Below are 23,971 nucleotides of genomic sequence, written 5' to 3'. Positions count from 1 at the left end.
TTTTCCAGAAATTTTATTTAAACCACTACCTAAATCGTCCATTTTTTGTACCTTATTGTTTCCTTTAGTGAAATCACCACACTGCATCATAAACTTTTAAAAACATCTTACATCGATGTACCTCCTTATTGTTTCATCACCTAAAATCTTGATCATAAATAGCTACTGAAAATCATTGTGAAAGGAAAAGGGAGCGTATTAAAATGTATATTAGTTGAAATAACTTCAAAATTGAACTATTCTAAAGGCGGTGATACGAATGGCAAATATACAATCACATGAAGCAATTTTATTGAACTCCATAATTTCTACCGCTGTACAAGATGAATTAAAACAAGAGTTAAAGCGACTAGGCTATACTGACTTAGCCCCAAGCCATTTCATGCTGTTATACATTGTGTACAAAAATGGGGGACGCATACAAATCAAATGTATTTGTGATGAAATGCTCAAACAAAAATCAACCATTACTGAAATGATTATCCGTTTAGTCAAAACTGGTTATCTTGTAAAAGAGGGGCATAGTGAGGACAAACGAGTAATGTATGTCGTTGCAACTAAAAAAGCACTGGATGTCCAGAAATATTTTGAAGAAATCTTTGATCATCTTACAAACAAAATGTTTCATGGATTTAATGAAGAGGAGAAAGCTACTTCTTTTTCTTTACTTCAAAAAGTGTTAGGTAATTTGAGTTAGAGCAGATCTGTTCTAACTTTTATTTCCCCTTGTAGTTCAAAATTGAACTATTTGTTTTCTTTTGTCCTCTCAAAATGTTGATTTATGTTGGACATCAATATAAATAGGTGAAATATTGGAATTATGCACTAATATGTGTATTTCCACTGTGTGCGCTTTACAATACTTAGGTTGATTATACAGAAACGGGAGCCAATGAAAATAAAAGAGATTATGACAGCAAAAATATTCTAAATTTCCACAAACGGTACTCGCATGATATGCAACTGAGGGCTTTGTTAAATGTATAACACGATAATAAAGCCGAAGGGAAATTGTTGGGTTAGGGGCGTCAGAAGATGCTGATTTATGAAGCGGAACCCTCAACCATCTATTAAAAAATTGAAGAAATGAGAGATAATAATGAAGGATTATTTAGTGAAAGGTTTAGCATATAACGGACAAGTTCGAGTTATAGCAGCAAGAACAGTCGATACAGTAGGGGAAGCTCAACATCGACACTATACATGGCCGACCGCATCAGCAGCGTTAGGACGTTCAATGACTTTCGGCGTGATGCTTGGTTCTATGTTAAAAAATGAAGACAAATTAACCATTCGTATAAATGGTGGGGGTGATTTAGGTACAATCCTTGTTGACGCTAACGCAAATGGTAAAGTACGAGGCTATGTAACAAACCCGCAAACACATTTCCCCCTAAACAGTATTGGGAAATTAGATGTTAGAAGAGCCGTGGGAACAGATGGCATGGTAACCATTTCAAAAGATATCGGTCTACAACACCCCTTTGTAGGACAGGTACCTATTATTTCAGGGGAATTAGGGGAAGATTTCACATACTATTTAGCACAGTCTGAGCAAATTCCTTCTTCCGTTGGGGTAGGAGTTATCGTTAACCCTGATAATACAATCCAAGCAGCAGGGGGCTTTATTATTCAAGCATTACCTGGCACGGAGGCAGAAATTATTGAAGAAATTGAAAAACGTTTAGAAAGTATTCCAACGATTTCAGCAATGGTACGTGATGGACTAACACCAGAAGAAATCCTAACAATGGTTGTAGGAGAGGGGAATGTAAAAATTCTCGAAACACAAGAAATCCTATTCCAATGCACTTGCTCAAAAGATCGCTCAACGAATGTGCTAGTGAGCTTAGGTAGCGAAGAACTCCAAGATATGATTGATACAGATGGGCAAGCAGAAACACAATGTCATTTCTGTAATGAAACGTATCAATTTGACAAAAATGAATTAGAAGCAATGCTAGAACAAGCCGTTTAATCTTTAAAATAAGTTACTCACTATAAAAATACCTCCTTTGAATGTAATATCCAAAGGAGGTATTTTTATTTGAATAGCTAAAGTTTTGGCATACGGACAAGCATTTTAGATTTTTCATCTAAAATGATAAGACTGAGATACCTGTATCATTATTTCTGTAAATATAGGTCTATTTTTACTCAGCTTTGCTATGTTACCAATTTTCATACTAGCATTGTTAAGTGGGATGGATCGTATTCGCAAGGCAAACAAAAAATGAACTGACTCCAGTTCCTTTTTTGTTTGTCTAAAATTTTTTGATTTAAGCTTAAACAGGTTCTTTATTAAGAAAAGCATTTTATTATATGATTAGCTAATAGGATTTGAAGGAGTATGATGAGATGGAAGAAAAGAAAATAACATGGTTAGAACTTTTTTATGATTTGATTTTTGTAGCAGCTGTTTCAACTGCCACTAATGTATTACTTCATGTTGAAAAAGGTGAAATTCGCCCAGAGTATTTTTTGAAGTTTGTTTTAATATTTATCCCTATTTGGTGGTCTTGGGTAGGACAAACATTGTTTATTAATCGTTTTGGACAGGATTTTTTACACCAAAGGATTTTTACAATATTCCAGATGCTATTTGTCCTGATTATGACATCTAGCTTATCGGTTAACTTTGATCAATACTATTTGCCATTTCTAATTGGCTATATTGGATTAAGAGCCCTTACTGCGGTCCAATATCTAGTTGTTCACCGTTATGAAGAAGGCAATAGAAAGGACGTTGCTCACTATTTAGGCACACGTTTTTGGATTGGCATAATCATATCCTGTTTTTCTATCTTATTTGATTCATGGATTCGCTATAGCATATTATATATAGGCATTCTGATTGATATCCTTGTACCTTTTTGGGGACGTAAATATTTGGTGAAGGCTCCGACTAATACATCTCATTTATTAGAACGTTTTGCTTCATTGACATTAATCCTTTTCGGAGAATCAGTTGTTAGCACCTTGTATGTGCTACAGCCACAAAAAGGGGATTGGGATTCTATTTTATTTTCAATCATCTCGTTTATTTTAATTGTTTCGATGTGGTGGCAGTATTTCGAAAATGTAGAAAAGAAAGTGGACAAATCAATCGAAACATCTGGTCAGACCATTATTTATGGCCATCTTTTTGTATTAATGTCTTTGAGCATGATTGCCGCTTCCATCAAGCTTCTGTTTCTAAATGAGGTTCGTTATTCATTTGATTTATATTTTATATTCGGCTCTGTATGCCTTTATTTCATGACAACTAGTATAGTTTTTCATCAGTATAGGTTTAAACAAGATCGTTTAACGCTTTATCATTTAACATTATTTATTGGGATCTTAGCCACTTTCTTTATCATTAATTTGATAGTAGAAGTCCCAAACGTTGTCATCATGGGAGAGTTGACGTTGTTTTTTATCATATACGCTAAATTAACAACTACATGAATAAAATGCTATAGAACTAAAAGACATGCTTATTTAAGTACTTAACGAAAGATGTCTAGGAACATCTTTGTTCTTAAAATTTTTAAAAGTAATTCATTTCGTTTTTGACCTTTGCTGAGCTAAAGAAGACGTTAGCCAATTAATTCAATAAGAAAAAGGCTATGAATGATCATCATTCATAGCCTTTTTAATTTTATCGATAATGTAAGCCAAGGCACATGGTATACAATTTTCTAACATCATTTATGGCATCTAATTTACCTAGTGGGCCTCTGACATCCCGTAGCAAAACCATTCTAGAATCTTCTAACCACTAACATAATGAAAGCTAAATCAAAGATGACATAAAAATACAATTTATACTGTGACATTAAAAAATACATCGAAATAGTCATAAAGAATACGGCATATATTGAATTTTAATCCTCTAAAATAGAAGTTGGGAAGTGATCGATATAGATATCATTAGTCGAGAATCTAAAAAATAACTCTTCTGTCTGTATTCATAACATAGAAAAAGAGTCTAATAGTTTTTAGTTAAAGGACCTCATGTTAGTATCTGATCTTTTTATAAAGAAGTATTCTCTCAATTGAACAATAATCAGTAAGGAAACACGCCGTTGTACAAGATTATTAGCTCAACTTTTTTAGCGTAAATATGACATAAACCAATAATAAGGCGGATTAAGTAAAGATGTTCTAGTTGATATGCGTCATGGAGAGGGGCTACCATCTTTTTTAATGATTCAATGTAAAAAGTAGACCAGAAAAAATGGCGAATAATGGTGAAATAATACTTCCTCAAAGTGATGTTATTTTACATCAAAAAGAACAATGACTTTTTTTAGATGAGGAGATAGCTATGACATATTTTAATAGTGTGTTGATATTAGGAACAGGACCAACAGCCATTCAATTAGCTGTAAATTTTAAAAGTCATCTTAATAGTAAAGTAGCTATTGCAGGTCGTGAATCTATACGCTCTAAAATTTTCTTTGAAACTATCGTTCAACATCAGCTTGCACTTCAGGTTTCTATTCAAAATACACAACATCAATCTGTTGCAGGAGAATGTACAATTGATGGATTATTTAAAGGATACCATTCAATATACGGTAATTGGGATACCGTTGTACTAAGCGTTACTTCAGATTCCTATATTACTGTATTAGAACAAATAGATAACAAAGTCTTGAGGGAAGTTAACTGCTTTATATTAATTTCACCAACGTTCGGCTCAAGTCATTTAATTACCAATTTCCTAAAGAATCTATCTACACATGCAGAAGTCATTAGTTTTTCAACCTATTATGGAGATACTAGATGGTTGGATGACATTCCGTCAAATAAAGTAATGACAACTGGGGTAAAGAAAACACTTTATATTGGTTCAACTAACTCAAAATCAGAACGATTAGATGAATTATGTATATTATTTAATTGTTTGGGAATTCAATTAACAAAATTCACATCTCCACTTGAAGCAGAAACAAGAAATATATCTTTATACGTACATCCTCCCTTATTTATGAATGATTTTTCCTTACAAGTAATATTTGATGAACCAAAGACACCAAAGTATGTGTATAAACTTTATCCTGAAGGTCCCATCACATACACAACAATCCGTCATATGCTAAATTATTGGAAAGAAGTAATGACAGTGGTGAATGATTTCAATATTCAACCTCTAAATCTATTAAAGTTTATGGTAGATGATAATTATTCATTGCATCCCGCAAGTATAGATAGGAAAGATATAGAAAATTTTAATAACCTTGAGTCTATCCATCAAGAGTATTTGCTCTATATTCGTTATGCATCCTTGTTAATTGATCCATACTCTAAACCAGATCGAGAAGGAAAGTACTATGATTTCTCAGCAGTTCCTCTTAAAAGGATTTTTATTAATCATAATAGAGAATGGGATATTCCTAGAATGCCAAAAGAAGATTACTATCGTGTAAAAATCATTCAGGGTGTTGCAAAAGCCTTGAATTTGAAAAGTCCAACACTAGATTATTTTGTACAAACCTATGAGGCAAAACTGCAACAAGTAGTAGCTTCATCTGAAAATAAAGCATATTCAGATGCCTTCCAAGTAAAATCTTTTTCACAAGACATTGAGTTAATTTGTAAGGAATTAATTTCAAGTAAATACCCAAAATAGTAATAGTTATATTTACATGAATATACGAACCTTCTTAAAAGGTTTAACAATGTTAAATAGAGAATAACTAATATAAACGTTTTGTTAGGAGAGAGGCTATGCATAACTTATCCGGCAAGGTTATTCTCATCACAGGCGCGAGCTCAGGTATTGGACTTGCTACCGCCGAGTTAATGGCGGCTCAGGGCGCTAAAGTAATTATTCATTATCATACAAATGTGAATGGGGCCATGGAGGCTGTCCAACGTATTCATGAAAAGGCTGGAGAGGCGATTGCCATTCAAGCTAATGTTAGGAATAAAGAAGAAGTGAACGCAATGGTTGAACAAGCTATTTCCTCCTTTGGCACAATTGATGTATTAGTGAATAACGCAGGTGGTGGCATCCGCCAAAGTACATTTATGGATATGAGTGAGGAGCTATGGGAGGAAACGTTTCAGTTAAATGTCACTAGTGTTCTCCTATGCTCCCAAGCTGTATTAACATATATGATTCCCGTAAAATCCGGAAAAATCATCAATGTCTCTTCAGCGGCTGCACGAATTGGGGGGGCAGGGGAAAGTATCCATTACGCATCTGCAAAAGGGGCCATCAATACAATGACAATTGGCATGTCCAAAGAGCTAATTGACTATGGAATTATTGTGAACGGGGTTGCGCCTGGAATAGTAGAGACACCTTTTCACGATAAATTCGCTCCTGGCGATCATCGTCTTGAGCGGCTGTCTTCTACTGTACCTATTAAACGGGCTGCAACAGCTAGAGAAGTAGCAGAAGTCATTGCCTTCCTTTCTTCTGATGCCGCCAACTATATTCTAGGTGAGATTATAAATGTTAGTGGCGGAAGGTAAATAACATAGTAGCTTATGTAGCAGTGGGTCTTTCATTGTAGAAAAGGTAGGGATGTTGGATGATCGTAGAATTAGATAAGGCAGATTTTAGTAAATGTAGGGAACTGTTAAATGAGCAGGGGCAATTAGAAGCAAAAGCAGTTGTGGAACGTATAAATCCGGGTCGTATTTTTGTAGATAACCGTGATAATCCGTCATCCGGGCTAATTTGGTTAGGTAATAATGATGGATTTATATTTTTTGGAAGTGAGCAAAATGAGGAATTTAACAATGAATTAAACAATTTGATTGACAATATAATTATCCCAGCAGCAAAAAAAGTGCAACTAAAATGGTTTGAAGGCGTTGGCAATCATGAAAAATGGAATCCTATTATTGCAAGCGTTTTTGAACATCGCCATTTAGGGAGCTGGCTTCAAAGAGTTTACACTTTACAGCAGGGTGATTATAAAGGGGACACTGTACCAATAGTGAATCATGAATATGAGCTATGTAAAATCTCTGCTACACTTCTTGACAATAAGGATCATTCAATCCATAACATCGTTTTTTTGCAATCCAAAATAGAAGCATTTTGGTCTTCAACAGATATTTTCCTCAGCAAGGGCATGGGCTATTGTATAATTCATCATAATGAGATTGTGAGTACATGTATTTCAGGCTTTGTTGCTGCAAATGTACATGGCATAGATATCGAAACGATAGAGGCTCACCAAGGAAAAAACTTAGCCCAAACACTCGCACACCATTATGTTCAAGAATGTTTAAAGAATAATTGGATTGCCTATTGGGATTGTATGGATATGAACAAGCCTTCTGTTGCAATTGCAGAAAAAATAGGGTTCAGAAATAGGTTTCATTATACTGGCTATGAATTTTCACTGTAACTTAGATAGAAATGATGAAGATTTTTAACTAGAATCCACTTTCAAAGTGGATTCTTATCATGTTATCGGAATATGAAAAACAGGAATAATTCAATTAAAATAATAGTCAAAGTTCCTAAACCAACAAAAAGTATCTTTTTTTGAATTTCATTTTCGTCCGTACTTATTTTACATACTGAACAGCTTAAAGCTACCCTCGAAGGATTGACCATTGTCATTAACGAAGAACTTACATTTTGCGAACATGCCACTAGAATAGGGGACATTCCTATATGTAGGGCTGTTTCTGTTTGTAATCTAATGAACATCGTATTTGAAGCGGTGTTACTTCCTGTTAAAAAGCCGCCAATTGCACCGATTAAAGGTGAAACAAAAACATAGAACTGACCAAAGGATTGTGCCGCTAGTAAAGAAAGTAACTGAATCATTTTTGCCTCGGACATGATCTCAGAAACAACTACATACAAAAAAGTTGTTATGATAACTGGATAGCATTTTTTGAAAGTCGAAATAATACTTTCACTTATTTCTAAAACTTGTAGTCGATAGAAGAAAATAGTAAAAATACACACGATACATAGAAAAAAGCCAGGAGAATACAAAATGGATAGTTCAAAATTATATTTTTCAATCGTTAATAGGAATGTCCTTGATAAATAATTTTTTAGAGGAATAACCATTCTTGAGATAAATAAAAGGACTATTAACAGTAAATAGGGTGTTATATTTTTAATTGTATTTGATTCTTTTTCTAGTGAAGCCGTCCCATGCGTTGTATTCCTTTTTTTAATCATCAAAAAAATAACGAAGATGACCGTTAAAGATCCAAATAATCCTGCAAGCTCTACACTCACAAATCTATTGCATACCCAAACAGAAGCCCCTAATATTAATCCTACAAATAATACGGTGAATAGCCTTTTCTTCAAAGCTCTAAAGCCTACTCCTATGTAAACTACTAATAGGGCATAATAAATATAAATGGGTAAACACATTAAAGCACTGCCCATCCCCATTTTATCTAAATCTACATTACCTAATGTTGCCCCGATTATTGTTCCCATGGCCAGAGTTCCCCAAGGAATGATACATAAACTAATTAAGGCAATAAGAGATGACTTCATTGGACTAAATCCTAATGCAATAAGTAAAGGAGCTATGACAATGACTGCCAAACCAAAGCCACTAACAGATTCAATTAATGGGGATAGTCCTAATGCTAAAATGAGAATTTGAAAAATCTTGTCATCGGTAGCTTTAGTTATAGAGGAAGCTATTCCATCAATGGCTCCTGCTTTATCCATTAAGTGAAATAAAAGAATACCGAAAAATAATATATAGGCGATAACTGACGTAGTTAGCGAGCTTTTTATGATCGGTTCTGTTAAATCAAATATGCTACTATGAAAGAAAGGGGATAGTGCAATAGCCGCTGTTAAAAAGCAGGCTACTATTCCAGTAAAAATAGAAGACTTTTTCAAAACAAAAATCATAAAAATAATACTAATTAAAGGTAGGATAGCAAGTAAAAATTTTAACAATTAAATCACTCCCTTTGATTTCATTTAATTTTCCTATAGTGTAAATCTTTATTCTATAGTGTATTATTTTACGTTAAAATCCGTAAAAGGGAAGAGTTTTTTGAATTTTAACTCATTTTAATTAAAGAATGGAGAAATACTAATGGAATTTGGAAAACAAGTAAATTTTATTAGAAAAAAAAGAGGCATAAGTTTACAGGAGCTTTCAGCGTTGAGTAAAGTAAGTACATCTATGCTTTCTCAAATTGAACGTGGCGGAAAAAATCCAACAATTACTGTAGCTTGTCAGATTGCGGAGGCTTTAAATACCACTTTATCGGCATTATTAGATTCGCAAGAAACGAGAGAAATAGTTGTGATAAGAAAAGAAAAGAGGCCCGTGTACTTTGATGAAAGCTCTGGTTTTCAGAGACATTTATTGTCTCCATCCTTTCCGTCAAGAGGAATTGAATTTGTCAAAAATGTAATTCCACCCCTTTCAGAATCTGGAATATTCCCAGCCCATAAATCTGGAGTTAAAGAATACATATATGTGGAAAAAGGTAGCTTAAACGTGGAACTATCAAAAGGGGCTTATAAAGAACAATTAAATGAGGGGGATTCATTCTTTTTTGAGGCAAATACGGAGCATAGATTTATCAATGAGACGGATCATGAATGCATTTATTTTTTAGTTATTGATTCAACTCAAAGTAAGAATGGTAGTTGAACTGCCATTTTCAGATGTCTTATTAATAATTGATCCATTAAGGACTGTCAAAAGCAGTCCTTTTATTTATGTCGTTTTTCATTAAAAGCACACACTAGATCATTACTACTAAAATGACAATCTAAAAATACGTAACAAGAAAAATACTTAGAATGGTTAAATAGTTCAGCCATTAAAAAGTAACTAGATTTTATAGTTTTATATTATTTATTTGCTATCCATCCAATAAATAGCAAATTTTTATTCGTACTATTCATAACCTTTAAAATACAAAAAATTGAAAAAATATCCACGAAGCATTATCATAGTATTCTAAAGACTTTCACAATTAAAGGCGAGGAGGATGCCAGTGTTAAAAGCATTAAAAGTAGGTCTAGTAATGGAGCGAGCAAATCGAAGAAATTTAGTTGCACTAATTGCTGTTGTAATGATCGTTTTTGGCTTTATGTTTTATATAAAGGCGCAAGCCGTTGGTAATCAGCTTATTGAGAAAAAGGGTGATTATTATTCAACACAGGCTATATTATCAAAGTTTCAAGTGAAGGATGCTTCGGAAACAGGTGATGGTAGCGACATATTTAAAAATTTGACGAAGCAAAAAAGTAAGATTGCATTGCAAATAGCCACATTAACGATGGACAGACAATCCATGTATTATGAGTCTTCACTTCAGCTTGCTGAATTAAGACAAGAGGCATTCCAATTAGAAGGATACCATGATATCGCAGAATTATTACCCTCTAAATTACAAAATTCGATGGACTATCTTTATTTTAAATGGATGAATGATGCGGGAAGGGATACAATAACCGACTTATTTCAATACATACCTTTCTTATTATTTTTCTTTAGTTACGTAGGCGCGGGCTGGTACATATTTATTAGCTTCCAAACAAGTTCTATTTTGCTAGATGATTTTGAGCATTCTAGTTTAATTCAAGGCTTTCCTGTTCGTTTTGATTCCTATATTTTATCTAAATGTATGATTTCTTTGTTAGCCATCCTAACAAGCTTTTTACTCATTTTTATTTGCGCTAGTCCTTTATGGATCGTACATGGACTTGGTAACCCACTAGATCCTGTAGGAATTTACGTAGGAGATGCTGTATTAATCTCTTCCGTCCAATATATCGCGATGAGCCTTGGCTATATGTTCGTCATCTCCATTTTCGTTATGCTACTGTCGATTATATTGAATGTATTACTGAAAAATATGTATTTAACATTATTTGTGCATTTTATCTTGTTCTTTTTACCGATGATTTTCCCATCTTTAATTAGTGTATTTCCCTATAATCCTTTCAATTTCATGAACTTCAATGATATTTTACGAGGCGTACCAGTAGATTTAGCACAGCCTGTTGATATTACGATGAATCTAGGATTAATCATATTGTTTATCTGTATTATTTTAATGTTATTCGCTATTAAAACGTTTTTCTCAACAGGAAAAATCAAAAGGGCATAGGGGAGGTATTCATTAGCATGTGGAGTTATTTCAAATTTGAATTCAAACAATTTTTTACGAATAAGAAAAACTTAGCCATCTATTTTTTGCTTGCTTTTGCAACCTTCTTTTATGTGTTTAAAATAGCACCTGCATATAATCCGATTGAACAAGTCGAATATGAAGAAATTGAGGCTCGCTATTTAACACGGCAGGAATTTTTAGATTCGATGGAGGGTCAAAACATATATAGACTACATCCGGCCATCATCTTTGCAATTGATATATTTAAGCAAATTAATCCAATAGATAAAGCGAGATTAGAAGCATTAGATGAGGGGGATCTAAAAAAATATGCAGAGGTAACTCGTGACTGGTACTACTTTACGAATGCGATTACATACAAAAGTGATTCATTCTCCTATAACTCAAAGTATTTTATAAAAAATAATGATTATGCAGAAGATGATGCCTTTTATGCTTATTTAGAGCAGGCAGCCCGTTATGATACGTATGCGAACGCAAATTATGAATTATCAACGGAAATTTTCGAACAGCGGACAGCGCTTCAAACGTTCGAGCGTTTATTAAAGGGATTACTACCTGTTATTTTAATTGTGTGTGTACTACTTTTAGCCATTGATATCGTCACAAAAGATCGACGTCATCCATCCATTATCAAAGGATTCCCTATTAGCGATTGGAAAAAGCTATTTGTGAAAATGGTCGTTGTCCTACTAGGGAGTTTAGTATTATTTGTACCCCTTTTAGCTGGGCTCATTATTATAGGCTTACAATCCGGCTTTGGAAATTTCAATTTACCATCACCCATGTATGCTCCTCATCTCGAATGGCGTCAGGAAGGTAAATTTGAACCGATGACTTTAGGGATGTTTTTAGGACAAACCCTCATCCTGCTTTTAACTTGGTTTATGGTCATCATCAACGTTGTACTATTGTGCAGTATCATATTCCGTAATGAGATGATGAATTTTGCCATCGGCTTACTCCTTATTTTTGGCGAGAAGTTTTATTTCAGCCGATATGTTGGTTACTTTTGGGATATTCAAATCTACCCAACTTCTTACATTCAAGTCGGACAAATTGTTTCAAAACAACGAAATTTTTATTATATGAACGATTTTTTAGATTTCAATTTAGGATTACAGTTGTTACTTGTCTTAGCTGTAGTCATCATTTTATTCATGCTGCTTACTGTTATGAATAGACGTTATAAGCTAATTAAATAGGGGGGACACAGGTGATTGATATTCAAAATATTACTGTGCAATTTGCGAAAAAAACAGTGTTAAATGATATTTCAATGACATTTGAGCAAGGAGAAATGATTGGACTTGTTGCACCAAATGGAACAGGAAAATCCACATTTATGAATGTGTTGATGAATTATGTAAAGCCAATGAAAGGGAAAGTAGTATTTAAAGATGGAATAAGCTACTCGAATAAATCAAATGAAGTAAAAATTCATAGTTTTGTGTCGATGATGCCAGACCAAAGCGACTTGTATAATCACTTAAGCGGGCGCGAACATTTAAAAATGTTTGCAACAATGTGGCAATCCGATTTAAAACTGATAGATGAAACCATCGAAATTTTGAATATGGGGCATTATGTAAATAAAAAAACAGGCACGTATTCCCTCGGTATGCGTCAGCGACTATGCTTTGCTATGCAAATAGTTACGGATACGGACATTATGATGATGGACGAGGTGATGAACGGACTTGATCCAAATAATGTAGAAATTATTTCGAAGATATTAGTAGAGAAAAAGGCGGAGGGAAAGGTTATTATTATTGCCTCACATTTACTCGATAATTTAGAGAAATATGCAGATCGAATTTTCTTGTTTAACGAAGGAAAACTAGTGGATACGAATCAAATAATAGAAGGTTTCAGTCAAGCGCATATTAAAACGATTCGCGTGAACAATCTGGAGAGTGCAACTGAAAAACAACTGTCTGAGCTGTTTCCAAACATAAAGCTGCAAACACTTACAAATGGTATAACATTAATTCATTTACCAAGCTCTGAGGCCGCTTTATTAAGTTCACTTACATCTTTTTTAGTGGAGAGAAATGTAGTGGATTTTGCATTCGGAAAAGTGACATTAAATGATTTGTATTCTATGTATTATCATGAGTATAAAAATGTGACCTAGTTTTTTTGAATTTTATGCTAGATGATGTGGGAAGGTGTAATATTTAATTAAAACTAAAGGAAGATTTGAGTGAATGACGATAGATGTTGAACAATATTTAAATAAGACTTTTCCTGGACTCACGTTAACTCCTAGCCTTTATCAGCAATGGGATATTGGCATTCACGTTGAATTCGGGGCTGGATTTTATCAATGGAAAGATAATGGCCGTCTAAATCTAGCAAGGTTTCATTATGTATACCATCAAGCTTTGGCCATTTTTAACGAAATATTTTCGTATTCAGATGAGATTTTACTTGTGACAAATATTTATCAGTATAAGCCTGCTGAAGGTAAGAAAAAGCGCATAAAAGTTTATGATCGTTATATAAAAAATAAACAATTAAAATACCATTTAAAACAACAAACCTTGCCATATGTATGGGATGATGAGGATGTTTATATTTCACGATTTTTCTTAAAGTGCCGCAAACAAGATATTCACTATGTATTACTCATCAAAGCAGCCTGTAACGAGGATTTTCGCTTGAAGCCCAAATTTGGTACAGGCTATAGTTATCCAGATGTATTTTTTATTAATTTGACGAAAAATGTTATCTTTTTTATTTATGATGATAGAGGTTGTGAGGTCATCGCGACGAATAAAGAAACGATAAAACCTTTAGGACTAAAATTTAGGAACTGGATAGATAATCGCAATTGAGATGACATCGTTGCACATTCTCAATAGAACGAATGGATGCAGGAATTAATCAACATAAGCTTTTATGATTTTGCATCCATTCGTTATGACAAGCAAAGGATAGGAAAAATAATCACTTAGTGTTTTTTACAATGGTTTTCATTCAAAATCATGGAGTTGCTACCCGCAGCTCTTTTTTTATGGGGCATCTAGCGATGTTTGATTGAAATAGAGCGCTTTGAATTGAGTATAGAAAATGTGGAGGAATGAAAATTGATGATGATTACTGAAAATATAATGGAGCAACGCTATCAACATCTTATCGATATACTTGCGAAACGATGTAACCGCTTTGCCTTTGTTGAGAACAGACAATTGATGGAAAATGAAGAATTACGGTTAGCCGCTGTTGATGAGCTATTGGCTCCTATTAAAAGTCAGCTTATCGAAAGAAAGGTTCAAAATGAATGGGAGACGACAACGCTTGGCGAAAATACGGCATTTGTTTATTATTTTCTATTAAATGATACGACTGCTCAATTTTTGAAGGAGCGTACCGACTCACTTTTTGGTTGGATTACGCCAGAATTACCGGAGGATTTAATCTTTTATGACGGTGAACAATGTTTATTAGCAGCTTGCTCGCACGAGGGTTTCTTCTGGATGGATGAAAAGGTATGGGACCGTTTTTTATTAAGCTAAAGATGTATGCTTGTTACTTAATATAATGAAAAATAAGGGGGAGTACTTTATGTTATTTATACTGTTGTTTGTTATACCAGTATTAGGAGTTTTATATTTTTTAAATTTTACTACTTTTTTAAAGAAACTAATCAATGGAAAAAATACGTATAATCAAAATATACTAGGAGCAGTTTTAACCTTTATGCTGATCTTTACAATCATGTACTGCTTTGCTGGACTCCATTAATGGTTTAACGAGAAAATACCAAAGTAAGCAACTCCTTTAAAAGTAGTTGCTTACGTATTGTTAGTCATTCATAAATATCTCTTCTAATGAAGGTCGATTTGTTTGAATATCAAAAATGTCTGTATCAAATTTACATAAGGAATGCACAATGCTAGCAATATCTGATTCATCACGTATTGCCACAGTAATGTGTTGATTATCCGAATAGTTAATCGTCGTCCAAGCTTCGATTTCTTCGCGAGCATGACGGTACAACGTGTCATTTTTAGGTAAGAGCTTAATAGTTGTTTCAATAGTAGTCTGAAATTGCTTTTGTAATTGATCGATGGTTCCTAGACCTGAAATAATGCCGTTTTTCATAATAGCAATCCGGCTGCATAGCTTTTCCACTTCATTTAAATTATGTGATGTCATAAAAATAGTTTTGTTTTGACTGGCTAATGTTCGTATGAATTTTTGCATCTCTAACGCAGATTCCGGGTCCATCCCCGAAGTAGGCTCATCTAGGAAAATTAAATCTGGATTTCCGACGACAGCCTGTGCGACGCCTAGCTTCTTTTTCATCCCGAACGAGAATTTTTTTGTTTTAACATGGACCGCATTCTTTAAGCCAACCTGCTCTAATAAATCTACACATTGTTGTTTAGTTACCTTATGCTTTTGTAACTTTGCAAAAAATTGAAGATGTTCCAGAGCTGTATCATTGCCATAAAACTCGGTATAGTCTGGTAGAACACCCACTTTGTGTTTCACACGATCCAACTGATTGTTAGGTACTCCTAAAATTCGAAATTGCCCACTTGTTGGAAGAACAATCCCTGTAAGCATATTAATGAAAGTTGTTTTCCCTGCACCATTTCTTCCTAAGAAGCCAAAGATTTCTCCCTCCTGTACTTGTAAATCGATGCCCCGTACAACTAAATGCTTGTGATAGGATTTTTTTAAATCCATTGTTTCAATTACGGTCATTACAAATCCCTCCTATGAAGACTAAGTATCGAGACTCCTACCATAATAGCTGCAAATAACAGAACAACGAGCCATCCCCATGTTCCGCCCTCAAGCATATAATGATACGGAGTCATATATTTAATGATTTTTAACCAGAGTTTTTCTGAAAAAAGGCTCCATAAACCGAATGTAGGAATAGCCATACTAATTAGTAATCCAATAAACATGGACATCGATCGCTTAGGAATGAGACAGGATAGTAGCACACATAACGACACGATGTACGCTAGCATAACAAATAAGCTACCGAATGTTTTAATATAAAATTCATGAGAAAAGAATGCGATCATACTAAATGACGCTAATAAGCAAATAAACCAGTATGAAAAAATTCCTAATAATTTGCCTACAATAATAGAAGATCGGGATGTTTTCGTTACTAGGAACCGAATTGTCCTACTTTCCGTTTCCCTATTAATGGTGTCGTGAAATAAAGAAAAAATAAATAAAAAACCCATTATATAAATTAGAAATACCAGTCCACTTACATAGCCAGCCTCAGCAAATTTAATGCCAGTAAGGAGACTGCTATTTGTGACAAAATCAGATAAATAATAGGAGACGGCAATAAAAATGCCAATCGTTATAAGTGAAAAGATACTGCGAAATGATTGAATAAACTCCTTTTTCCAAATAGCAATCATAGTGGTTCCTCCATAATAGAAATATATTTTTAACACTCTCTAGAGTATAAAGGCTGATTTTTACGTAAGCCGAAACGGTAGATGACATGTTAATAAACTTTTATGAACGCTGTTTATGTTCTGTTTATATTCGCTTTGTAGTGGTGACAAACTAGCAGTATTATTCATTGGAAAAAACATGTTAAAATGAATTCCATGTTAGACGGGAAAGGACAGATTTTAAATATGAATTTACAAGATGTGGCCATTTTACTTGTTGATGATGAATCAGCCATTTTAGATATGTTACAAATGGTTTTAACGAAAGAGGGCTTTCGACAAATAGATCGTGCAAGTACTGCTCAAGAAGCGTTAAATGCATGTAATAAGAAGCCATACGACATGATTTTATTGGATGTCATGCTGCCAGATAGGAGTGGCTTTGATATTTGTCCATTTATTAGGGAGACAACAGAGGCCCCGATTTTATTTATTACAGCAAAAAACTCAGACTTAGAAAAATTAACAGGCTTTGCTATGGGCGGGGATGATTATATTACAAAACCATTTAACCCATTAGAAATAGTCGCTCGAATGAAAGCGCAACTACGCCGCGTTAAATTATATGAGGAGGAAAGACCACAGCACATATCTTTAAATACGTTCATTTACGATTTTGGTCGATTCCAGGTGAATGAGCGTGCAGGGGAATTAATTGTGGATGGACAAGTCATTTCTTGTCCCGCTCAGGTCTATCAATTACTACTCTTTTTTTGCAAGCATCCCAATCAAATCTTTACGAAAAGTCAGTTATATGAAGCTGTCTGGGGTGATCATAGCTTTGGGGATGATAATACGGTTACCGTACATATTGGCCGTATACGCGAGAGGATAGAAAAGGACCCGAAGGACCCCGAATTGTTATTAACCATTAGAGGACTAGGCTATAAATTAATTCAAAAAGAGGGGATGGTATGAATCGAATTAGTCGTCGACTTGCCTTTACCTTTATTTCACAAATTGTTTTTGTATTAGTGGCTTTAGCAATAGGTACCATCATTTTTTTAGTGTATGTTGGGTTGCAGTTAGAAAGTAAACCTGAAACACAGCATGTAACAAGTAGAAGCAATAGTACATTAAGGCAAACATTTTCAATTGAAAATGGCCATGTGTCGTTAGATGCTAACAAAATTTCTGATATAGAAAAGCGTGAGGAATGGCTACAAATAATCGATGCTCACGGAAATATGTTGGCCTCTTCCAAACTACCATCTGATGTTCCAACGCATTACGAAGCTGGTCAATTAATAGCCTTTTGGCAAAAAAGCATCCCGTTCCCATACGAGCTCATTATTAGCCAGGAGGAGAAGGGTGGACAAACCTATTTTGTTGTAGTTGGTCAAAAACGTCCTGCACGACAGCTAGCAGAAAAACTTCCAATTGAATGGGATGGAAAGCGCCTCTCTCAGCAAGGGGAGCGGCTATTGGAAGAAACTCACGGAACGCTAGCCATTTATTCAGCGAATGGGGAGATCCTCCAACAATACGGGCATGTGGAAAATCCTCAAGCAAAACTTTCACTCGATCATTTACTTGGGGATGAGGCTGATCAGCTTAGAAATAATGGCAGCCAATATATACATTTTGATGCAGAGAAACAGCAGACATGGGTCATTGAAGTACCATTCGCTGCAGTAAAGGTGGGGGAAGGTAAGCATAATACCTATTTAGGAAAAGCATTTCTTCTATATGGAGTAGCCCTTATTTTATTTATCATCGCCACAGCGTTTTGGTACGGTAAACGTTTTGGGCAACCCGTTCTCTATATTGTTAACTTTATTCAACGATTAGCGGATGGTAATTATCACGAGCAAGAGGTTAAGAAAAAAGATAAATCACTAAATCGTCGTGGTAAGAAGAAGCGGTCCTTCCGTTTATTTCGAGAAATTAATGATTCCTTGAATGAATTGAACCAGCAGCTCAAGCAGAACGAAAAGCTTCGTAAACAAATTGAACAAACTCGCGAAGAGTGGATTGTTGGTGTCTCTCATGATTTGAAAACACCTTTATCTTCTATAAATGGTTATGCGCATGTCCTTGAATCAGCCCCCTACAATTGGTCACAAGAAGAGTTTCAACAGATTGGGAAAACATTACGTGAAAAATCAACCTTTATGTCTGAATTAATTGATGATTTAAGCTTAACGTATCGCCTAAAAAACAATGCATTGCCCATGGTTCGTCAAACGCAAGAAGTAAACGAAGTCATTCGAAGAGCCGTTATTCATTTTATAAATGATCCGCAATTTACTTTTTATAATATTTCATTTCATGCTTCTGAAGAGCCGATATCATACCCTCTTGATATGAAATGGTTTACGCGTATTATTGATAATATGATTTCTAATGCTATTAAGCATAATCCGACAAATACGAGAATTGCTATTATTGTACAGAAGGAAAGTGATCATTACTTCACTGTTCGTATTCAGGATAATGGTATTGGAATGGATTCATCCACGTTAGATCAATTATTTGAACGCTACTATCGTGGTACGAATTCAGAGGAAAATACAAGTGGTTCGGGGTTGGGCATGAGCATCGCTAAACAATTAACAGTAGCCCATGGAGGGGAAATAGCTGCTTCTAGTACACCTGGAGAGGGTACGGTCATTGTTTTAAAATTTTATTCATGATGGCAGTCCTGCCTTTTATGTCCTTAAATTTTGGATATAAAGGGTAGGACTTGTACATTTATTTTATTAAATCCGTCACAACTTGAACAAGTAAGAATAAAAAAATGATCAGTAATATAATTTGAATCCATTTTGTTTGGATATGGGGAATAATCTTTAAGCCTAAGAAAGAGCCAGCAATAGAGCCAAGTGAAACAGGAATAGCAATGCCCCAATTAACAATGCCAGTAAAATAATAAAAGAGGAAAGCGCCTGTACAGCTTGATAACGAAATCATTCTTGTTAATTCCACTGCTTTTAAATAATGGTGTTGTTTTTTTAAGAAATAGGTTATATTCATAAGTGCTGAGCCTGGTCCAAAACCTCCGTCATACATTGAAATTGCAAATGGAACAAGCTTGTTAATACGTTGTTCCTCCATTTCCTTGACATCTTTTACAATCCATTTATTACTGCGAAGAACCATCATAAATGCGAAAATTAAGCTGATACAAGCAACCACGTTCATGATTCGCTCCGATAAGAGGATTGCAAATATTGCACCTAAGACACCTCCTAAGCAAGAAACTATCATGAAAGAAAAGTATTTTTTCACAGATAAACGTCCTGTTATAACAAATGAAACTACATTCGATAGGGCTGATATTCCTGTCGCAAATTTATTAACAGCGACCGTTGTATGAATGGGAATGCCAACGAGTAATAAGGAAGGCATCAAAATAAAGCCTGCTGCACCAAACAGAACTCCTATTATGGCCGCGAGTAAACCAATCGTAAATAAAATAAACCCTTTTATTGATAACCATTCCTGTAGTAAAATTTCCATTTCATCACCTCTATCCTTAAATTACTGATAAACTATACATAAAACAAATATATATTTATTACTTATTCATAAATATAATTTATGGATAGAAAGGTGGGAATGGCATGAATTTACATGCTTTGAGAATCTTTACGAATGTAGCCAAACTTGGCGGAATTACTGCAGCAGCGAATAGTATGCTACTCAGTCAGCCTGCGGTTACGATACAAATTCGGAAATTAGAGAATGAAATAGGGGCTAAATTGATTGAAGGCAAAGGGCGTGGCATTCAATTAACTCCAGAGGGGAAGTTTTTATACGAGCAAGGCATGCGTTTATTTTACTTAGAAGCACAAATCGATGAAAAGCTTGGTAAATTTTTAGCCAAGGAAAACAAAATACATATTGCCTCGTCTTATATCCCTATAAATTACATACTTCCGCCTATCATCGCTAAGTACAAGCTTGCTCATCCTCATATAGAATTTGTTGTATCGTTAGGCAATGTTCAATCTGTGGAAGAACAAGTTTTGAATTATGAAGTAGATTTTGGTTTTGTCGTTCAAAGTAAAATGGGTCATACCGATTTACAGTTTGAAAAGGTAGTAGATATCCCATTTTGGTTTATCGTCCACCCCTCCCATCTTTTAGCCAATCAAACGGTCTCCATGTATGAATTATCGAACGAAGATTTTATATATCGGGAACGTGGTAGCTCGACACTCGATTTATTGGAGTCCATTTTTTACACGTTCAATGCTCCATTACCTAAACTAGGACTTCAAATGCAGGGCTTACATGAATCCATTAAAGTAGTGGAAGCAGGATATGGAATGACCTTAGCTCCGTCCTATAGTGTGGCAGAAAGTATAACAAGTGGAAAATTAGCTCAAGTGTATGTTCAGCAGGCAGATATTCATCAAAGTTTATTTATTTGCTCGCGGAAATCTGATCTAATCGAACAACCATTTATACAATTTTTAAAAGCTCATATAAATGCTTAACTAATAAAACCGTGAAAAAGTACAATGCTGTTTCGGTTGACTCAATTTAATCAATTAAGTACGTAGAGCGAGATATATAGTTAGTAGTAATCGTTGGCAATAAAGATAAAAAGACGTACATTGACGTTATTAAAACAATTAATTGTTCGTGTTTATAATGATGAAATGCGAATTGTTCACCGGCTGGACACGTTTGCTTTTTCGTAAAACACGAACATTATAAAATATTGGTTATTGAAGTGTTAGGAGGAAATACTTTGCGAAAACTAGTAGTCAGTTTGTACAATAAGCAATGGATTCAACTGTTTATGGAAGAGGCTGAAAAACTGAATTTTATATTTAAAAATGAAATCATAGACATCTATCATATAGGAAGTACCTCTGTTCCTGGGTTAAAGTCTAAACCAATCATAGACATCCTGCCTGTTGTGAAAGATATTCATCACGTTGATAATTTCAATTTGGAGATGCAAAAAATTGGGTATGTTGCTAAAGGGGAAAATGGAATAGCTCAGCGTAGATACTTTCAAAAAGGTGGTGATAATCGCACGCATCACGTTCACTTTTATCAGATTGGAAGCGGTGAAATCACAAGGCATCTGGCCTTTCGGGATTATTTAATATCACATCCTGATGAAATGAAGCTTTATGGAGATTTAAAGGAAAGATTAGCACAACAATTTCCTAATAACATGAAGTCATACATAGCTGGGAAAGATTATTTTGCTAAAGAATTAGAACGAAAAGCATTGGCATGGTATGACGGACGATAATCTAGAGGCTGTCATAGACAGCTTTTTTAACTAAACCTGTTAGTTGAGGGGGATGGCAAGTTGGCGGATTTCCAATCCCAATTCATATTTGCTTCAAAGAATTATAGTTGATGTACTTATGAAGAGGGTAACTGGGAATGTATTATTTTGGAAAAATTTGATAAAATTAATTTACAATCATTACTATTAGTACCACAAGCAGAACATATTGAGCTTATTGTGTAAGTGATAAGAAACAGAATGAGTAACGGAGGTACACATGAAAACACACTATTATTTAGGTTGGTTTAATGATTTTTTTCCAGAGAATCTAGGCAGGGTGTTACAGGAGGATATAACTGATAGAAAATCGCTTGCTATGATTAGCTCGAATCCACTTTTGTATGAAGAGGAGGGTGCTACTGAACGCTCATGGCTTGACCAAGCAGGTATTCTATTCGATGACTATCATTTAATTAATTATCACGTACAGAAGGAAGATGCCCAAGCCTTTATTCGAAATGCGTCAGCCATTTTCTTGTTAGGTGGAGATACTCTTAAACAAAATGAGTTTTTACTAGACTATGAATTGTCGGATTTGATTAAAAAAAGCAGGGCTGTTGTAATGGGGGCAAGTGCTGGAGCTATCAATATGTCCGCTAAATGGTTATGCTCAAAAAACTTTGGCTATCCAGTTGAAAAAAGCACTTTATACGACGGAATTGGTCTTGACAATTTTTCCATCCTGTCGCATTTTGATCTTGAAAATAACATGGAGTTGGTGCAAGACGAGCTGACTGCTTTATCGGAAGAAATAAATATTTATGCGTCGAACAAGGATTGCGCTGTACGTGTAAAGGGAGGCAACATCGACATTTTAGGCAATGTCTATTTAATGTCCCACACCAAAATTCAGAAATTGGATGAGACGCTCTAGCTATGGTGAAATTATGCAAAGTTAAAGCGTGTTTGGATCAAACTTATGTCCAAAACACGCTCTTTTCTTTTTTTAATATCAATTTGATCAAACCTTGGCAACAAAAAGTTTAGGCTTTATCATGAAGTGTACTTTTTGTTCGAGATGGGTCTAGAAATTGTGGAGAGTTATAGTAGTACCACATTGATATGATTGGTAATGGTTTGAGGTACCTTCTTTGACTTTAAAATGTGTTTCCACCAAAAATAAAACTTCTCTAAATGCGCAAAAAGCGAAGAATTTAGAGAAGTTTATTCTATCTCGGAATTAAATACTAAAAATTCAGAAAATAATATATATATTGCTCTTTATACAAATATTTTTCCTTCAATGGAAACAACTGCAGCTCCTGCTACTTCAATAACAGCATTCTCCGCATCAGGTGTAATCGTTACATAAAGAATCCCTGGTCTATTGATCGTATGTCCTTGACCAATCATTAATTGATGTCTTTCTTGTTGAGCTAGTATATTCTCAAGATATAAATAACCGCCTAATGCACCGTTTGCCGCACCTGTAACTGGATCTTCATCAATTCCTATATTGGGGCAAAAATCTCTTGTGTAAATATCAAATTGCCCATTTGTGTCAAAGGTAAAGAGGTGAGTGGTTGAAATGTTAAAATCATTGTTCATCTTTTTAAGCTCGTTTAAGTTAGGCTCTGCTTGGTCAATTGCTTGACGGGTCTTCACTGGAACCATAAGATGTGGGACACCTGTATTCGCTATTTTTATTGGAAATCTATCATCAAGGTCTGTTTCATGTATACCTACAAGATCCGCAACGACTGCTGGGCTAATGTCGATACTTTTTACTTGGGGACGTACTTGAGTCATAGATACTCGCGTTAATTGATTATTTTCCATCAGCCATTTTACGGGAATTAGGCCTATATTGGATTCAAAGACTATTTTATCGTCCTTATCCATCCAATTGTACTTAGTAGCCATTAACCATGCTGTACCTAATGTGGCATGACCGCAAAAATCAACCTCTTTGGTTGGTGTAAAATACCTTATTTTATAATTGGCATTAGCATTCGATGTCGGTAAAAGAAAGGCCGTCTCCGAAAGGTTTAATTCATTCGCTATTTTTTGCATGTCCTCGTCTGTTAAGTTTTCTGCATTCGGTATAACGCCTGCCGGATTCCCTCCAAAAGTTTCTGTTGTGAAAGCATCTACATAAAAGAACTCTATCTTTTTAGTCATGACTATCTCCTCCTTTATTCTAAGATTATTGTATTATGATAGAATT

The 23,971-nt window shown here is 34.7% G+C and carries 22 protein-coding genes; 17 read left to right on the top strand and 5 right to left on the bottom strand.

Annotated features, from left to right (window positions below; translation table 11 throughout):
- Window positions 1–259 precede the first annotated feature (259 nt).
- From MKX57_RS12285 to MKX57_RS12260, 6 genes are all read left to right on the top strand, one after another.
- The gene (locus tag MKX57_RS12285) at window positions 260–697 is read left to right on the top strand and encodes a winged helix DNA-binding protein (protein ID WP_090001413.1); all 438 of its coding nucleotides are present in this window, start codon (window positions 260–262) and stop codon (window positions 695–697) included.
- 402 nt (window positions 698–1,099) lie between these two features.
- Window positions 1,100–1,978, top strand: a complete 879-nt coding sequence (hslO, locus tag MKX57_RS12280; protein WP_089986483.1) for an Hsp33 family molecular chaperone HslO — start codon at window positions 1,100–1,102, stop codon at window positions 1,976–1,978.
- A 380-nt stretch (window positions 1,979–2,358) separates the two neighbouring features.
- On the top strand, window positions 2,359–3,450 hold the full coding sequence (locus MKX57_RS12275) for a low temperature requirement protein A (protein WP_089986484.1): 1,092 nt from the start codon (window positions 2,359–2,361) through the stop codon (window positions 3,448–3,450).
- An 862-nt stretch (window positions 3,451–4,312) separates the two neighbouring features.
- Complete coding sequence (locus MKX57_RS12270) at window positions 4,313–5,620, top strand: opine metallophore biosynthesis dehydrogenase (RefSeq protein WP_342550317.1); 1,308 nt, start codon at window positions 4,313–4,315, stop codon at window positions 5,618–5,620.
- 98 nt (window positions 5,621–5,718) lie between these two features.
- Window positions 5,719–6,471 (top strand): SDR family oxidoreductase, encoded by a 753-nt coding sequence (locus MKX57_RS12265; protein ID WP_342529307.1) that lies wholly within the window; start codon window positions 5,719–5,721, stop codon window positions 6,469–6,471.
- A gap of 59 nt (window positions 6,472–6,530) precedes the next feature.
- Window positions 6,531–7,358 carry a GNAT family N-acetyltransferase gene (locus MKX57_RS12260; protein ID WP_008177777.1) on the top strand — a complete coding sequence of 276 codons (828 nt, stop codon included), beginning with the start codon at window positions 6,531–6,533 and terminating at the stop codon, window positions 7,356–7,358.
- 62 nt (window positions 7,359–7,420) lie between these two features.
- On the opposite strand, the gene MKX57_RS12255 is transcribed toward MKX57_RS12260, so the two are convergent.
- The gene (locus MKX57_RS12255) at window positions 7,421–8,899 is read right to left on the bottom strand and encodes an L-lactate permease (protein ID WP_090001421.1); all 1,479 of its coding nucleotides are present in this window, start codon (window positions 8,897–8,899) and stop codon (window positions 7,421–7,423) included.
- Window positions 8,900–9,041: 142 nt separating this feature from the next.
- On the opposite strand from MKX57_RS12255, the gene MKX57_RS12250 reads away from it, so the two are divergent.
- From MKX57_RS12250 to MKX57_RS12225, 6 genes are all read left to right on the top strand, one after another.
- Entirely contained in the window at window positions 9,042–9,608 is a 567-nt protein-coding gene (locus MKX57_RS12250) for an XRE family transcriptional regulator (protein WP_342550316.1), read from the top strand.
- A gap of 343 nt (window positions 9,609–9,951) precedes the next feature.
- Complete coding sequence (locus MKX57_RS12245) at window positions 9,952–11,076, top strand: ABC transporter (RefSeq protein ID WP_239354619.1); 1,125 nt, start codon at window positions 9,952–9,954, stop codon at window positions 11,074–11,076.
- Window positions 11,077–11,093: 17 nt separating this feature from the next.
- Entirely contained in the window at window positions 11,094–12,305 is a 1,212-nt protein-coding gene (locus MKX57_RS12240) for an ABC transporter permease (protein ID WP_342550315.1), read from the top strand.
- Between the two features lie 11 nt (window positions 12,306–12,316).
- Window positions 12,317–13,237 carry an ABC transporter ATP-binding protein gene (locus tag MKX57_RS12235; protein ID WP_089986490.1) on the top strand — a complete coding sequence of 307 codons (921 nt, stop codon included), beginning with the start codon at window positions 12,317–12,319 and terminating at the stop codon, window positions 13,235–13,237.
- 73 nt (window positions 13,238–13,310) lie between these two features.
- Window positions 13,311–13,940, top strand: a complete 630-nt coding sequence (locus MKX57_RS12230) for a DUF3885 domain-containing protein (protein ID WP_089986491.1) — start codon at window positions 13,311–13,313, stop codon at window positions 13,938–13,940.
- A gap of 255 nt (window positions 13,941–14,195) precedes the next feature.
- Window positions 14,196–14,621, top strand: a complete 426-nt coding sequence (locus tag MKX57_RS12225; RefSeq protein ID WP_107922278.1) for a stage III sporulation protein AH — start codon at window positions 14,196–14,198, stop codon at window positions 14,619–14,621.
- Between the two features lie 289 nt (window positions 14,622–14,910).
- Here MKX57_RS12225 and MKX57_RS12220 read toward each other — a convergent pair whose 3' ends face one another.
- Window positions 14,911–15,819 (bottom strand): ABC transporter ATP-binding protein, encoded by a 909-nt coding sequence (locus MKX57_RS12220; RefSeq protein WP_008177795.1) that lies wholly within the window; start codon window positions 15,817–15,819, stop codon window positions 14,911–14,913.
- Entirely contained in the window at window positions 15,819–16,505 is a 687-nt protein-coding gene (locus tag MKX57_RS12215) for an ABC transporter permease subunit (RefSeq protein WP_036227150.1), read from the bottom strand. The genes MKX57_RS12220 and MKX57_RS12215 overlap by 1 nt, the downstream gene beginning before the upstream one ends.
- A 225-nt stretch (window positions 16,506–16,730) precedes the next feature.
- Here MKX57_RS12215 and MKX57_RS12210 point away from each other — a divergent pair, with 225 nt between their 5' ends.
- Window positions 16,731–17,462 (top strand): response regulator transcription factor, encoded by a 732-nt coding sequence (locus MKX57_RS12210; protein ID WP_089986557.1) that lies wholly within the window; start codon window positions 16,731–16,733, stop codon window positions 17,460–17,462.
- Window positions 17,459–19,180: a HAMP domain-containing sensor histidine kinase gene (locus MKX57_RS12205; RefSeq protein ID WP_342550314.1), complete on the top strand. Its 1,722-nt coding sequence runs from the start codon at window positions 17,459–17,461 to the stop codon at window positions 19,178–19,180. Before MKX57_RS12210 ends, MKX57_RS12205 begins: the two co-directional genes overlap by 4 nt.
- Before the next feature lie 58 nt (window positions 19,181–19,238).
- Here MKX57_RS12205 and MKX57_RS12200 read toward each other — a convergent pair whose 3' ends face one another.
- Entirely contained in the window at window positions 19,239–20,006 is a 768-nt protein-coding gene (locus MKX57_RS12200; protein ID WP_342550313.1) for a sulfite exporter TauE/SafE family protein, read from the bottom strand.
- 104 nt (window positions 20,007–20,110) lie between these two features.
- On the opposite strand from MKX57_RS12200, the gene MKX57_RS12195 reads away from it, so the two are divergent.
- From MKX57_RS12195 to MKX57_RS12185, 3 genes are all read left to right on the top strand, one after another.
- Window positions 20,111–20,989: a LysR family transcriptional regulator gene (locus MKX57_RS12195; protein ID WP_342550312.1), complete on the top strand. Its 879-nt coding sequence runs from the start codon at window positions 20,111–20,113 to the stop codon at window positions 20,987–20,989.
- 257 nt (window positions 20,990–21,246) lie between these two features.
- On the top strand, window positions 21,247–21,762 hold the full coding sequence (locus MKX57_RS12190; RefSeq protein ID WP_342550311.1) for a GrpB family protein: 516 nt from the start codon (window positions 21,247–21,249) through the stop codon (window positions 21,760–21,762).
- A 259-nt stretch (window positions 21,763–22,021) separates the two neighbouring features.
- Window positions 22,022–22,678, top strand: a complete 657-nt coding sequence (locus MKX57_RS12185) for a Type 1 glutamine amidotransferase-like domain-containing protein (protein ID WP_090001440.1) — start codon at window positions 22,022–22,024, stop codon at window positions 22,676–22,678.
- 347 nt (window positions 22,679–23,025) lie between these two features.
- On the opposite strand, the gene MKX57_RS12180 is transcribed toward MKX57_RS12185, so the two are convergent.
- Window positions 23,026–23,925, bottom strand: a complete 900-nt coding sequence (locus MKX57_RS12180; protein ID WP_090001441.1) for a PhzF family phenazine biosynthesis protein — start codon at window positions 23,923–23,925, stop codon at window positions 23,026–23,028.
- Window positions 23,926–23,971 lie beyond the last annotated feature (46 nt).

This window comes from Lysinibacillus sp. FSL M8-0216, from assembly GCF_038595555.1.
Classification (GTDB): domain Bacteria; phylum Bacillota; class Bacilli; order Bacillales_A; family Planococcaceae; genus Lysinibacillus; species Lysinibacillus fusiformis.
The sequence above is the reverse complement of the archived record's forward strand: the minus strand, read 5'-3'. Positions and strand labels throughout refer to the sequence as shown.

Excerpts from the sequence above, each read along its gene's own strand:
- MKX57_RS12285 (WP_090001413.1), top strand. The coding sequence starts at position 260 with ATGGCAAATATACAATCACATGAAGCAATTTTATTGAACTCCATAATT.
- hslO (WP_089986483.1), top strand. The coding sequence starts at position 1,100 with ATGAAGGATTATTTAGTGAAAGGTTTAGCATATAACGGACAAGTTCGA.
- MKX57_RS12275 (WP_089986484.1), top strand. The coding sequence starts at position 2,359 with ATGGAAGAAAAGAAAATAACATGGTTAGAACTTTTTTATGATTTGATT.
- MKX57_RS12270 (WP_342550317.1), top strand. The coding sequence starts at position 4,313 with ATGACATATTTTAATAGTGTGTTGATATTAGGAACAGGACCAACAGCC.
- MKX57_RS12265 (WP_342529307.1), top strand. The coding sequence starts at position 5,719 with ATGCATAACTTATCCGGCAAGGTTATTCTCATCACAGGCGCGAGCTCA.
- MKX57_RS12260 (WP_008177777.1), top strand. The coding sequence starts at position 6,531 with ATGATCGTAGAATTAGATAAGGCAGATTTTAGTAAATGTAGGGAACTG.
- MKX57_RS12250 (WP_342550316.1), top strand. The coding sequence starts at position 9,042 with ATGGAATTTGGAAAACAAGTAAATTTTATTAGAAAAAAAAGAGGCATA.
- MKX57_RS12245 (WP_239354619.1), top strand. The coding sequence starts at position 9,952 with ATGCCAGTGTTAAAAGCATTAAAAGTAGGTCTAGTAATGGAGCGAGCA.
- MKX57_RS12240 (WP_342550315.1), top strand. The coding sequence starts at position 11,094 with ATGTGGAGTTATTTCAAATTTGAATTCAAACAATTTTTTACGAATAAG.
- MKX57_RS12230 (WP_089986491.1), top strand. The coding sequence starts at position 13,311 with ATGACGATAGATGTTGAACAATATTTAAATAAGACTTTTCCTGGACTC.
- MKX57_RS12225 (WP_107922278.1), top strand. The coding sequence starts at position 14,196 with ATGATGATTACTGAAAATATAATGGAGCAACGCTATCAACATCTTATC.
- MKX57_RS12220 (WP_008177795.1), bottom strand. The coding sequence starts at position 15,819 with ATGACCGTAATTGAAACAATGGATTTAAAAAAATCCTATCACAAGCAT.
- MKX57_RS12215 (WP_036227150.1), bottom strand. The coding sequence starts at position 16,505 with ATGATTGCTATTTGGAAAAAGGAGTTTATTCAATCATTTCGCAGTATC.
- MKX57_RS12210 (WP_089986557.1), top strand. The coding sequence starts at position 16,731 with ATGAATTTACAAGATGTGGCCATTTTACTTGTTGATGATGAATCAGCC.
- MKX57_RS12205 (WP_342550314.1), top strand. The coding sequence starts at position 17,459 with ATGAATCGAATTAGTCGTCGACTTGCCTTTACCTTTATTTCACAAATT.
- MKX57_RS12200 (WP_342550313.1), bottom strand. The coding sequence starts at position 20,006 with ATGGAAATTTTACTACAGGAATGGTTATCAATAAAAGGGTTTATTTTA.
- MKX57_RS12195 (WP_342550312.1), top strand. The coding sequence starts at position 20,111 with ATGAATTTACATGCTTTGAGAATCTTTACGAATGTAGCCAAACTTGGC.
- MKX57_RS12185 (WP_090001440.1), top strand. The coding sequence starts at position 22,022 with ATGAAAACACACTATTATTTAGGTTGGTTTAATGATTTTTTTCCAGAG.
- MKX57_RS12180 (WP_090001441.1), bottom strand. The coding sequence starts at position 23,925 with ATGACTAAAAAGATAGAGTTCTTTTATGTAGATGCTTTCACAACAGAA.